This window comes from Flavobacterium sp. ov086, assembly GCF_900187965.1.
GTDB lineage: Bacteria > Bacteroidota > Bacteroidia > Flavobacteriales > Flavobacteriaceae > Flavobacterium.
In genome coordinates, this window is the sequence record NZ_FZNL01000005.1 from 85,062 (window position 1) to 98,350 (window position 13,289).

12 protein-coding genes and 1 pseudogene are annotated in these 13,289 nt (G+C 36.3%); 5 read left to right on the forward strand and 8 right to left on the reverse strand.

Annotated features, from left to right (window positions below):
- Positions 1-382: 382 nt before the first annotated feature.
- From CHB81_RS07525 to CHB81_RS07560, 8 genes are all read right to left on the reverse strand, one after another.
- The gene (locus CHB81_RS07525; RefSeq protein WP_089351284.1) at positions 383-970 is read right to left on the reverse strand and encodes an SRPBCC family protein; all 588 of its coding nucleotides are present in this window, start codon (positions 968-970) and stop codon (positions 383-385) included.
- A gap of 23 nt (positions 971-993) precedes the next feature.
- Complete coding sequence (locus CHB81_RS07530; RefSeq protein ID WP_089351285.1) at positions 994-1,773, reverse strand: SDR family oxidoreductase; 780 nt, start codon at positions 1,771-1,773, stop codon at positions 994-996.
- 132 nt (positions 1,774-1,905) lie between these two features.
- Positions 1,906-2,802: a 3-hydroxyacyl-CoA dehydrogenase gene (locus tag CHB81_RS07535; RefSeq protein ID WP_089351286.1), complete on the reverse strand. Its 897-nt coding sequence runs from the start codon at positions 2,800-2,802 to the stop codon at positions 1,906-1,908.
- 51 nt (positions 2,803-2,853) lie between these two features.
- On the reverse strand, positions 2,854-5,904 hold the full coding sequence (locus tag CHB81_RS07540; RefSeq protein WP_089351287.1) for an efflux RND transporter permease subunit: 3,051 nt from the start codon (positions 5,902-5,904) through the stop codon (positions 2,854-2,856).
- Between the two features lie 8 nt (positions 5,905-5,912).
- A complete protein-coding gene (locus tag CHB81_RS07545) occupies positions 5,913-7,034 on the reverse strand; it encodes an efflux RND transporter periplasmic adaptor subunit (RefSeq protein WP_089351288.1) in 1,122 nt (373 codons plus the stop codon).
- A 17-nt stretch (positions 7,035-7,051) separates the two neighbouring features.
- Positions 7,052-8,386, reverse strand: a complete 1,335-nt coding sequence (locus CHB81_RS07550) for a TolC family protein (protein ID WP_089351289.1) — start codon at positions 8,384-8,386, stop codon at positions 7,052-7,054.
- Between the two features lie 57 nt (positions 8,387-8,443).
- The gene (locus CHB81_RS07555) at positions 8,444-9,061 is read right to left on the reverse strand and encodes a TetR/AcrR family transcriptional regulator (protein WP_089351290.1); all 618 of its coding nucleotides are present in this window, start codon (positions 9,059-9,061) and stop codon (positions 8,444-8,446) included.
- Positions 9,062-9,606: 545 nt separating this feature from the next.
- Complete coding sequence (locus CHB81_RS07560) at positions 9,607-9,918, reverse strand: helix-turn-helix domain-containing protein (RefSeq protein WP_254921004.1); 312 nt, start codon at positions 9,916-9,918, stop codon at positions 9,607-9,609.
- 216 nt (positions 9,919-10,134) lie between these two features.
- Between CHB81_RS07560 and CHB81_RS07565 the strand changes: the two genes are divergently transcribed.
- From CHB81_RS07565 to CHB81_RS07585, 5 genes and pseudogenes are all read left to right on the forward strand, one after another.
- Positions 10,135-10,890 (forward strand): NADPH-dependent F420 reductase, encoded by a 756-nt coding sequence (locus CHB81_RS07565; protein ID WP_089351292.1) that lies wholly within the window; start codon positions 10,135-10,137, stop codon positions 10,888-10,890.
- 130 nt (positions 10,891-11,020) lie between these two features.
- Positions 11,021-11,839 (forward strand): SDR family NAD(P)-dependent oxidoreductase, encoded by an 819-nt coding sequence (locus tag CHB81_RS07570; RefSeq protein ID WP_089351293.1) that lies wholly within the window; start codon positions 11,021-11,023, stop codon positions 11,837-11,839.
- A gap of 60 nt (positions 11,840-11,899) precedes the next feature.
- The gene (locus CHB81_RS07575; RefSeq protein WP_089351294.1) at positions 11,900-12,796 is read left to right on the forward strand and encodes an AraC family transcriptional regulator; all 897 of its coding nucleotides are present in this window, start codon (positions 11,900-11,902) and stop codon (positions 12,794-12,796) included.
- A 92-nt stretch (positions 12,797-12,888) separates the two neighbouring features.
- Positions 12,889-13,107 carry a hypothetical protein gene (locus tag CHB81_RS07580; protein ID WP_217899718.1) on the forward strand — a complete coding sequence of 73 codons (219 nt, stop codon included), beginning with the start codon at positions 12,889-12,891 and terminating at the stop codon, positions 13,105-13,107.
- Positions 13,059-13,250, forward strand: a pseudogene (locus CHB81_RS07585) (SDR family oxidoreductase); the annotation flags it as partial. The gene CHB81_RS07580 and the pseudogene CHB81_RS07585, both read left to right, overlap by 49 nt.
- Between the last annotated feature and the right edge of the window lie 39 nt (positions 13,251-13,289).

The window sequence follows — 13,289 nt, forward strand, 5'->3', positions numbered from 1 at the left end:
AAAAAAATCCCATTTCGTAAGAAATGGGATTTTAAGTTTTTGACCCCTAAAGGACAAATAACACACCATTTTATGGAAGATTTAATGAGATTGGCTTCTTATATGTAAGATTTGTCTTTGTGAATGGCACCAACAATTTGGTTTGGATATGCTTCAGCCCAAATTTTTCCGAATCCTCGGGATGCACCCGTTATAAAAATTGTTTTTTTCATTATACTATATTTTATTGTTTTAATATCGAGATAAAATTCCGTCAATTATTGATAAACATTATGATACAAAAGTGGGCAATAATGAAACATTTTAACGAGAACTAACATTCTAAAACTAGGATATAGTTGTATTTATAGCTATGCATCCGAAGAGAGATAGTTCCTGCGTTTTAATTATTTGATTGTTTTTCTGACTGTTCTTTCAGACTTATTAACCAATTCTTAATGTTCTTACGAACCATATTAGGTGCAAAAATTTTCTCCATTTTTGTTTTAGGTCCATTTTGGGATTCGTTTGAGATAACCTTGCAGCCTTCTTTGGTTGGGATAATCATCCATGCATTGTAAACGGTCATGTTTTTATTATCGGTTTCTCCGCACCAGGCTATGTTATAAGGAGCGTTGAATTCCTTTATAGTCGAAGTAAACTTACCTGCCGGATGCCAGATAAAAACACTGGATGAATTAAGCTTTCCTTCAGGTGAATTTTGCAGTTCAATACCTTCAGCTTTTTTGTACCACTCTGGCCATTTAGCGGCTTGGATGAAAATATCCCAAACGACTTGCGGCTTGGCTTTAATGTCTATTTCGTTATGTATGAAAAAATCAGCTTCTGCTGGTTTATAACCTTCCGGCCAGTTAATTTTATCGGAATATGGTAAACTTGACTGAACTGCATTTTTGTGTGAATAACAAGAGGAAAGTAGCAATGTGATACTAGTTAAGCTAACGAGTATAAATTTTTTTGTTGTTTTCATTGTCTGGGATTTTCATTCATAAATTAATACGATTTAATGCTGGCGAGATTCTTTTTGATCTTCATCATAATACTGTCAGGCATAAAACTTGATAGTTTTGAGTTAAACCAATTTTGAAAGCCTACAACTTTTTTTCCTTTTCCATATAAAAGATGTTTCACACCTTGCGCTGCTACTTGTTTGGGTTGCATTGGTCTGGTTTTATGAAGATTTGTAGATTGCATCTTCTCTGTGGTAAAACCAGTATCTACCGTGCCGGGGTAAAGAGAGGTAACTACAACACCGGTGCCATCTAATTCAGCTGCAAGAGTTTCACTAAATGCTTTTACGAAAGCTTTGGTAGCAGAATAAACGGAAAAATAGGGAAATGGTAAAAATGCTACCAAGGAAGATATGTTCATAATTCTACCTGATTTTCGGTTGACCATATCTTTTGCAAAGAGCTTGCTCAGTACTACCAGACTGGCAATGTTTAATTGAATCATGCTCAGTTCTTCGTTCAATGATGTTTCAGTAAAATTGCCATAGTTACCTACACCTGCATTATTTATTAGATGGGTTACTAATAAATTATCTTGCTGCACTTTTTTGTAAAGGTCTTTTGCAGCATTTACATCAGAGAGATCTACAGCAAAATACTGAACAAGAATACCATACTTGTTTGTAAGTTCTGCTTGCATTTGCTGCAGCTTAGTTTCGGTACGGGCAACCAATATCAGGTTGTGTTTTTTTTCAGCTAATTGATTTGCCATTTCGTAACCAATTCCGGATGATGCTCCGGTGAGCAATATATATTCTTTCATAGTAGTAAAATTTATGTGAGTAATAGTTTTTTTTAAGAGAAAATGTCAATGAAATTAGAAATTCAGGCCGGTATTTGAAACAATACCCAATAAGAGGTAATTCATCTTATTGGGTACAGGAGAAATTCTTCTTTATTTTAGAAAATCAGCAGCCTGATATGCCGGGTTTGGATACTTGTAAAAACCTTCTCCTGTAGTTATACCGAGCTTGTTTCTGTCAATAAAGTTTTCTTTCAGAAAATCCCGTCTGTTTTTCCATATTTCCTCGCCAGTTAGTTCTGCATAAGACTTGGTAACATTATATGCTGTGGTCATTCCTACAAGATCTGCCATAGCCATAGGTCTCAGATTAGCTCCTACCGTTTTCATCCAGGTTTTATCAATAGATGATGCATCTGCAACACCATTTCGGTATAAATCCAGACCTGCTATCAGCCAGGGCACTAAAAGAGAATTCATGACATAACCGGGCTGTTCTTTATAGATTGGTATGGTAAGCATACCAATGGTTTTGGCAAATTGAACTACTTGCTCAAAAATTTCAGAATCTGTGCCTGAATGCCCCATAATTTCAGCCACATTGTTCTTCCATAAATAATTTGCAAAGTGCAGTGCTAAGAATCGTTCCGACCTCCCTGTTTCAGCCGCAAACTGACTTGGCAGCAGGGTAGAAGAGTTGGTGCAGAAAATGGTTTTTGCCGGAGCCAAAGTGCCCAGTTTGGTATAAAAATCTTTTTTTATTTGAACATTCTCCGGAATCGCTTCAATAGTCAGGTCAGCATCTTTTACTGATTCGGCCAAATCTGTTGTAAAGCTTATTCTTGTTACTGCAGCGTCCAAATCGGCAGCAGTGGCATTTATATCTTGTTGATACAGCTTTTTAAATTCTTCAAATTTTAGTTTTGCATTTTCTAACAATTCTTCCTTAATATCGAATAATGTAACATGATAACCGTGAAAAGCAGCATGAAAAGCAATCTGTGCACCTAGTACACCGGAGCCAAATACTGTGACATTTTTAATTTTCATAATAGTATTTTTAAGCGTTTTGTTTAATAAATTCTTTGGACTTTATTTATATTAGACATTGTCAATATTCGGCGGAATCAATTTATACATTACCGGGGTCACAATTCTCGAAAGGATGGTGGAGCTTATCAGCCCTCCGATCAACACAATGGCCAAAGGCGCAATAAGCGGGTTGGAGTTCAAGGCAAGAGGGATTAGTCCGCAGATAGCCGTAATGGACGTCAGTACCACAGGAAGGAAACGTGTTTCTCCTGCAATGGCAATAGCTTCATCAATGGAATGTCCTTCCTGACGCAGCTGGTTGGTAAAATCTACGAGCAAGAGTGAATTTTTAACCTGTATACCAGAAAGACCTATAAATCCGATAATTGCCACAAGCGACATTGGACTGCCGTCGATCAGTAAAAATAATACCCCTCCTAAAATTCCCAATGGAATAATAGAGAGTACAATAATGATCCCTTTAAAGGTTTTAAATTGTAATAACAGAACAGCTATAAACAAAAAAGTACTCAATATAATTACTGAGAGAAAATTACCTCCAAGCGAATCGCCTTCGGATTCTTTTTCTCCTGCCAATTTATAATAGTATCCCTTTGGCATTTTTAACTGGTCCAGTTTAGGAACAATTTCCGTAAGTAAATCATTAGCATAATATCCTTCCTGAGATACAGCGGTTACTTTTGAGAAACGTGATTTATTGAAATGATTGATGGCTGTTGGCGAAGTTTCAAAAGAAAGTGCTGCAACCTGGTTAAGGGCAATAGGCGTTCCCTGAATATTATTAACATACAAATTCTTCAAGGCGTCCAGATTAGAAAACTTATCACGTGGCAGAGTCAGGGTTACATTCCTTGCATCGCCGCGGTTGTCAATATAATCTCCAACGTTTAAACCCGCTACGGCAAGGCGGATCACCTTATCGATATCGCTTGTCAGTACGCCCAATGTTCTGGCTTTCTCTTTGTTAATCTTTACTTTTACATCAGTCTTATAAGTGTTCAATTCATTATTAACGTAAATCGTTCCCTTTTGTCCACGTAGAATATTTTCTACCTGAAAAGACAGTTTGCGAAGAATATTTTCATCTTCTCCAAACAATCGCACCACAATATTGGCTTCAAGTGGGGGGCCTTGTTCAAAGTCTTTTATCTCTATTTTAGCGTAAGGCATTGTTTTAAACTTTTCCCTCAAAGTTTGAATTAATGCAGTTTTTTCAGAAGGTTTCGCATCATCTGACAGCTGAACAAAGACCTGGCCGAAGTCCGGCTTTCTGTCCTGTGGATGTACATTGTAATAGATCTGAGGATTTCCCTTGCCGACATTTGCGGTAAAAAATGAAATTTCTTTGTGGTTTTTTAATTCAGCTTCTACCAATTTTGTCACCCTGTTGCTCTCTGAGATACTGGATTGAAGTGGTGTTTTTATATTGATCAGGAACATTGGCTTTTCCGATGTAGGAAATAATTTAAACCCTGTAAGGGTGAACAATCCAAATGCTGTAAAACTTAAAGCTACTGATATTGCAATAGTTGTTTTTGGATATTTCAGCGCTTTTGGCATTATATCTCTATACGATCTGGTAAGAAATTTTTGTAAATATTGCAGAAAGATATTTCCTTCGCCATGTTCGTGTGTTTTTAAAAATCTGCTTCCCAAAAACGGAACTAACGTTAATGCTACAACCATAGAAGCCAAGACACTTGTAATGACAGCCATCGGAAGGCTTCGGATAAATTCACCCGCAACATCAGGAAGAAAGGCGAGTGGTAAAAATGCAATAACCAAGGTAGCGGTACAGCCCACCACAGCAATGCCTATTTGCTTAGTACCTTTTAGTACGGCGTCCATTTTAGAATGACCCTCGCGAAGCCAGCGCTCAATATTTTCAACAACAACAATACTGTCGTCTACCAAAAGCCCTAAAGCAACCACCAGACCAACGATACTCAATTGATTAAGGGAATAACCCAGTGCATTCATTGCGATAAGCCCTAAAGCTAAAGACAGCGGTATGGAGATCATAACAATGATAGAGGCTCTGGAACCTAATGGAAGCAATGTAATGATAACCAGGAAAATAGCAAGACCAAAATCAAAGCCTAAATGTCCCAAACGCTCTGAAACCATTTGTGCCTGATCAAAGTTCTTAACCAGCTTAATATTTTGAGGTAATTCTTTGGAGAATTCCTCCACAATAGGCAGGTACTGAGCCTCAACATCTGCAATATTGATGTTGTCTTTCATTCCGGCAGTTATTAAAACACAGCGGTGTCCGTTGATGCGCGTAATATGGTCTACGGTTTCTGACTTGTAGCTCACCTGGGCAACATCCCTCATGTAAATTATTTTTCCGTTTGCATTGTAAATAACCGTATTGGCAACGTCCTGTTCATTTTTAAACTTACCACTGGTTTTTACATTGAATACCTTGGTGTCAAGATCAATACTTCCTCCGGGAATATCGGCGGCTTCACTCTGTAAGCTCCCCATAACTGCGTTTAAAGGAATCTTTAGCTGCGCCAATTTATCCAGTTGCAAATCTACCCGGATCTCCTGTTCAGGGATTCCGTCATATTCCACATCCTTAAGGTTGGTAATTTTTTCTAATTTTGTTTTTAGTTTATCGGCTTCATCACGCAGTTTCTTGTCCGAAACATTTTCAGAGACCAAAGCCACCTGCAGGATCTTTACATCCGAAGAGGCAATTTTCTCTGTCTTGATCAGATAAATATCTTTAGGAAGCTCGCTGCTTTTCAATGCATTTATTTCTGTAGAGATTTCCTGATATTTATTATCGACGTCTACACCGTATTTAAATTTTACCTGAAATGCAGCAACTCCATCTTCTACGGTGGTTAAAATCTTATCAATATTCTCAAGGGCATAAATTTTACTCTCGATGGGTTTTACGACCTGCTCCTCCATATCTTTCGGGCTGGTACCCGGATAAATTACTGTAATCAAATATTGGGGTGCATGGGTAGAAGGATCCTCTGAGCGCGGCATTGAAAACAGGGTTATATAGCCTACTACGGCAACCAGAAGAAAAATAATCAGCGTAAACTGATAATTTTTAACGGCAAAGTTTGTAATCTTCATACTGTTAGTTATTTAATTATTTTGATCGTTGATTGTTCGTTCAGATAGGCACTGTTTGAGATCACTATCTGATCTGTTTTTTGCAGTCCATCTTTTATATAGACGGTTTTATTTTCAAACTTATAGATGGTTACCGGCTGTCTTTTCACTTTGTTGTTGACTACTATAAATACATAGGCTTTGTTGCCATCAGCTTCGATGAGCGCATCATAAGGAATTGTGATTACATCCTGTGCATTATCCGTGTGTATTTCGGCTTTACCAAACATACCTACTGCTGGTTTACTGTTTTTCATCTCTAGTTTTAGCTCCACCTGAAAAGAGCCTAATGCTGCATCTGCAGATTGCGATTTTCGAAAAACCAAAGCATCAAATTGTTTATCGGGATAACCATCAAGTGTAACAACTGCTTTCTGTCCTATTTTTGCAGCTGCCCATTCTGTATCAGTAAGTCCAATTTTTAATAAGTAATTATTGTTGTGGGATGTTTCATTAATGGCTAGAATAGGAGAACCGGGTCCAACTACTTCGCCTACACTGGCTATTTTTTGAGATACAAAACCATCGGAAGCGGCATATATTTTGGCATAACGGGCATTAAAAGCAACCGCATCTTTTTGTTTTTTGGCGATGTCTAAACCAGTTTTTGTATTTTGAAGCTGTTCTAAAGTGTACACGCTGTCTTTATACAAATTATTGGCACGTGTATAATCCCGTTCATATTTTTTTACGTTTAGATCTGTCTGGTTTAAACCCGCACTAATTTCGGTTTCATCCAATGTTGCTAAAAGCTGTCCTTTTTTAAAAAAATTACCTTCTTCCACATAAATGTGATTCACTATACCACCAATTTTAAAAGCATAATTGGCAGTGTTTTCTGTTGTAACTAAACCTGAGGCGCTTATGGTACTGGTAAGTGCTAATGAATTAACTGTTGCTGTTTTAATGGATACCACTTCAGCAGTTTCGAATGTGTTGTGCTCTTTTTTTTCTTCTTTACAGGCGTAAAAAACGGGAAGGACTAAAAGGCATATTACTATAGATTTTTTACTCACAAGTATAAAATTATTTTTTAGGTGTTCGTGACCTGAGCCTGAAAGGCGAACGGATGAAATAATCTTCGATTTCATAATTATTGTTTTTTGATTTAATTAAAAGTAAAAGTTGCATTGGCTCTTTCTAATTCTGCAAAAGCAATCCAGGAGTTATAAAGAGATATATTAGTATTGAGCTGGGCATTTACCCACTGGTTTTGTGCATCGAGAAGCTCTATATAAATGGCCTGACCTTCCTTATATAATTTGGTTATATCGTCATTGTATTTTTTGGCTGCTGCTTTTTGATTTTTATCGGCATTGAATTGTTCCAAAGCAGATATTAAATTATTTCGGGTAACCTGAAACTGAAGCAGTAACTGCTGTTTTACATTGTCTGTCTGAGAACTTATTCTCTTACCGTCTTCTTCGACCTGCTTTAGCTTGTATTTGTTTTTGTTGCCTGAAAAAATAGTCCATTCTAAAGCAGCACCGGCAAAGTAATATCTGGATTGTTTATTTACTTCGAAATCAAAGTCCTGAAATCCGAAATCAGCAAAACCGCTCAATTTTGGATACCAATACGATTGGGTGAGCTTACTTACGTTTTCATTTATATCTTTTGCCATAGTAAGTTTTGAAAGTTCTTCTCTGCTTGAGGTATTTTCCTGTACCAATACACTGGGCAGGCTTTCTTTATCCGAATCAACCTCAATTTCGCTGTCAAGCTTTTGATTGATCAGGAAATTAAAATAAGACTTGGCATTGTTACTCGTCTGTTTAGCGGTTTCCAGGTTAGCTTCAATACGGATTACCTCATTATCACTTCTAAGAACTGCTGTACGGTTAATTTTATCATTTTTAAATAAAGACTGGTTAACTCTTTGATTTTCTTTTACCAATGCTAAAGCATCCTGATAAATATTAATTCCTTCAATTGACTGCAGGTATTTATAGTATGCTGTTTTTATTTCTTTAACCAGTTCCCTTTGATAGATTTCAAGCTCTATTTTTTGTAAAGAAGTTTGCTGGCTTTTGATTCTCTTGTTATAGATAATTTCATAGTTCAGCAGAGGCATTGTCGTGTGAATTTTAGCATCATAGAAATTATCGGGATTAATTAAAACCGACTGGTTCTGCAGAGAAGGGAAAGCATTCGAATTGGTTATTTGATTGAGTGTACTGTATACCGGATTCAGCATGTCTCCAATTGGAATATCAATTGTTCTTCCGCCATCGGCCTTAGTATAATTGGCATTCAAAGAAACAGTAGGGTAGAACAGGGAGCGGGCTTCCTGCAGGGCATACATACTTTTATTGATGTCGAAGTTGTGCTGTTTGATTACCTCGTTGCTTTTTAATCCAATCTGGATGTAATTATCAAGTTTGCTCTGGGAATATCCTATAAATCCAAAACAAAGAATGGTTAATGTAATTGCTTTTTTCATTTTATTGTACATTGTTTTTAAATTGAACGTTGTTCATTTTTTTGATCAAAAAAAAGTTTAAAGTTTCTTTATTATTTTTAAATATTCATTGTATCCTTCAGAGAGGATGGTATCCGGGTTAGAAAATTTTACACCTTTTGTTCTCTGGCGTATTTCCAGGCAGCACATTCCGTGTACTAAGCTCCAAATCATAAAGGATAGTGCTTCTAATGAATGTCCCTCAAAATGTCCTTCTTTCATACATTCTTCCACGGTTTTCTTCAGCGCATTAAAGGTGTCAGCTCCTTCATTCCATGCTTGATTTTCACTGCTTTCGATAAATTCCATTGGAGCTTTAACGATGAACATCAAATCATACATTTCAGAATTTTCCATCGCAAATTTCAAATAGGTAAATCCCATTTTTCGAAGACGTTCCATTGGATCTTTAATAGCGAACAATTCGGTAAAATATCCGCCTAACTCTTGAAAACCAATGGAGTGGAGGTCGTGAAGAATGGCATTCTTATCTTTAAAGTAAACATACACAGTTCCAACGCTGTAGTCAATCTCATCAGCGATATTTCGAATGGTAGTCTGTTCAATACCTCTTTCTAAAAAGAGTTTTTTAGCTCCTTTTAGGATCAGCATTTTTAAGGCTTCTTTTTCACGTGCTTTTCTTTCTGCTGTACTCATGTCTGCATTTTATGATGCAAATATATAAATATATTTTGAACGATGTTCATTTTTTGAAACAAATTTTATATCTGTTGTTAATCAGTCGTGTATATTTATGGTATTATAGGTGTTTTGAATACCCATAAAGCAAGAAGAAACATTTGGGAATACATTACAATAATGTATATATTCATGTTGTAAAGGTAATACTTGGGTACTAATCTGGTTATGTAAAGAAACCTTGTCTTAAAAAGAATGACCGTAGGTTTTTCTAAATTCCTTAATTAATTCAAGTTGCTAGTTAATAAAGTGTAGTCCCTACAGGACAAAAATTGACGTGAATAAATTGATTTCTACCAATATGTAATCTCTCCGAGATATTTTTTTGTTACTCCGTTAGGAGTTAAATGTTGGTAGTAGAATAATAAAATCTACCAGAAAAAATATCCCGTAGGGATTAAACTTTTTTAGATCCAACTTATTTATTGAATTGTTAGACTAGCAACTTGAATTAATTAAGAAGTTCACATAGATTATTACTAAAAAAATGTCATTATTTAATCTTATGCTGGTTTAACCTCCTGAAAAATTTTCTTTTTGTGGTTTAATCCCCAATCTTTCATAGCGTAGATAATTGGTGTTAAGGTATCGGCATAAGGTTCCAGAATGTAGGATATTTTTACAGGATAATCGTTCGTTATAATTCTTTTGATCAGTTGGTGCTGCTCAAGTTCCTTAAGTTCTTTAGAAAGAACTTTGGGAGTTAATCCAGGAATACTCTCTTGAATTTCAGTAAATCGGCTGTTGCCAACACCTACTGAAATAATGATGGATAATTTCCACTTTCCGTTAATTACTTCAAGTGTGTCTCGCACTGGTTTGACGGTATTTAGGCATTCACAGTAAGGTTTCTTTTTAGACATAATAAAATTTTATTTTGCTTTCCTTTGGGAAATGACTATACAAAGGAAAGTAATTTTGTTTAATTTTGCAATCAATTTAATGAATAAGTATTATTTGTTGCAAGTAATCAAAAACCCGCAGCAAGTAATTTAGTCAATAAGAATAATTTTTAATAAAATAGTCAGAATATGAAAATAGGAATAATAGGTACCGGCGCTATCGGCGGTACTATAGCAAAAAAAATGGCAGCAGCTGGTCACAGTGTAAAAGTGAATAGTTCAGGTGATATTGATAAATTAAACGCTCGTGCTGAAGAATTAGGTGTCGTAGCTGCAACTCTAACGGATGTTGTAAAAGACGTAGATGTTATTATTTTATCAGTGCCGACAGTAGCAATTCCAACTTTGCCCAAAGATTTATTAGCAAACGTTCCGGAAAATGTAATTGTGGTTGACACCTCAAATTACTATCCTTTTCGTGATGCCGATATTGAAGAGATCAAAGACGGAAAAGTAGAAAGTGTTTGGGTGTCTGAACAACTGGGAAGACCTGTGATCAAAGCCTTCAATAATTTATTGGCGGAAACATTAGTAAATGGAGGAAAAGAATCCGGTGCTAAAGACAGAATAGCAATGGCTGTAGCCGGAGACGATATAGAGGCAAAAAAAGTAATTTCAGACTTAATCAATGATGCCGGTTATGATGCAGTTGACTCCGGGGATCTTTCTGAATCCTGGAAACATCAGCCGGGAACGCCTGCTTACTGTACAGAACTTACTGCAGAGGAATTAAAACAGGCCCTTTGTGATGGTGTAAAAGAAGAAGCACCTTCTTTAAGAGATAAGACTATTGTTGATCTTTCTTCTCTGCCATCATATCCATCTCATTCAGATGTAGTTGAATATAACAGAGGATTGTTTCAAAAGAATCCTAAATCTGTTTAAAGGAAACGGATTTAAACATCTTTTGGAATAGAGCCAAATCGTTAAAACGTTTCATTATTGCCTACTTTTGTATCACAATCATTACTACTAATAAGCAGAACTTTGTCCTTATAATTATTAAACTAAAATTATGGCAAAGACAATTTTTATAACAGGTGCATCCCGAGGATTCGGCAGAATTTGGGCAGAAGCATTTTTACAGCGTGGCGACAATGTTGTTGCGGCTGTTCGTAATCCTGAAACATTAAACGAACTTACGAAAGAATTCTCATCAAATCTATTGGTAGTAAAACTTGATGTTACTGATAAAAAAGCAAGTTTTGAAGCAATTGAAACTGCAAAAAAGCATTTCGGCAAGATAGACGTATTGATAAACAACGCGGGTTTTGGTCACATTGGAGCTGTAGAGGAACTAAAAGAGCAGGACGTCAGAGCACAGTTTGAAACTAATGTTTTGGGTTCATTATGGACTATACAAGCAGTTTTGCCTATTATGCGTCAGCAAAATTCAGGACATATTATTCAACTTTCAAGTGCCTTGGGATTAAATACGGTTTCATTAATGGGATTATATAGTGCATCCAAGTTTGCAGTTGAAGGCCTTGTTGAAACTTTGGCCGGCGAAGTAAGTGGATTTGGCATTAAAGTGACCATCGTAGAACCAGGTGGTTTCTCTACAGATTTCTTCGGTACTACTTCTCTTGCATTGAGCGAATCAATACCCGCTTACGACAGTACAAGAAAAGATTTTTATGAGCATGCTAATGAGCAGGATTCCGGTAATCCGGCAGCTACAGCTGCAGCAATATTAAGTCTGGTAGATGCTGAAAATCCCCCATTAAGATTGTTATTGGGCAAAACGGCTTACCCTTGGACAAAATATACTTACGAAGAACGCCTGAAAACATGGGAATCATGGCAGGATGTTTCTGTAGCAGCACACGGTTAATAGAAGTTTAAATCATCAGAATCTGGATTTTCCGGGTTCTGTTTTTAACATTGACAACAGATGATTCATTTCAAAAAAATCAGCGATCTTCATGAAGCTCTTGGTATAAAACCTCCGGAAAGTCCACTTTTTAGTGCGGCTTATGGTGAACGTGGCAAATGTGACGCTAATACTATTCTTGAATTTTCTTCAGACTTTTACATCATCGGATTTAAAAAATTAAAATCCGGCAGCATGCATTACGGAAAAACAAAATACGACCATGATCTTGGTTCAATGTCGTTTGTAAAGCCCCTACAGAAAGTGGTTTTTAAAAATGTTCAACTAGAAGAAAAGGGATTTCTAATTATTATTCATGAAGATTTTTTACCGGGAACAGTCCTTTATAACGAAATCAGGAAATATGGTTATTTTGATTATGAGGTTAATGAGGCATTGCACCTTTCGCCAACAGAAGAGGATATCATCTGGAATTTGTATTTCAGCATTGAAAAAGAATACCATAATAATACTGACGAACTAAGTAAAGCTATTATTGTAAGTCATCTGGATTCGATGCTTAAATATGCACAACGCTTTTACAAAAGACAGTTTATTAACCGTAAAGAACTAACCGGTTCTACAGTCACAAAGTTTAATGCTTTGCTGGCTGCTAATTTTGAAGAAAGAAAAACAAGAAACATGGGATTGCCAACGGTATCTCTGATGGCAGAGAAGCTAAATATATCTTCCCGCTATTTAACCGATTTACTGAAGCAAGAAACAGGAAAGACGGCTTTAGAGCTAATTCATCTTTTTTTGATCGGTGAGGCAAAAAATTTATTGACCGAAGGGGAACTGAATATCTCTGAAATTTCGCACTTACTTGGTTTTGAAAATACAACCTACTTTTCACGGCTGTTTAAAAAAGAAGTAGGCAGCACACCAAATGAATTTAGAGGAAACAGATTAAATTAATAGGTGTAAAATTTCTGTAATTTCATCTTAAAACCAGGGCCATACAATCAAACAGCGTCAATAATGATATTTGGAAATTAACATATAAAAAAATGAAACGTACAGCAAGAGCATATTGGTCAGGGACTATAAAAGAAGGTAACGGTGAATTGACGCCCCAAAGTGAGGTCTTAAACAAAACGAAGTTCAGTTTTAAAACTCGTATTTCTGAAGACGAAAAAGACACAAATCCTGAAGAATTGTTAGCAGCAGCACATGCAGGTTGTAAACTGATTTTGGAGGCGGTGTTGTCCGTGATATTTCAGATTTGAATAAATACTTGGCTTCAGAAACAGCTTTAGGAAGAGTTGGTTTGCCGGATGATATTGGAAGTGTAGTAACATTTCTTTGTTCCGATGATTCTAAATGGATTAATGCCCAACGAATAGAAGTTTCCGGCGGATTCAAAATATAATTGACTTTGAAATAAATTAGAAAAACCCATTCGACTAGC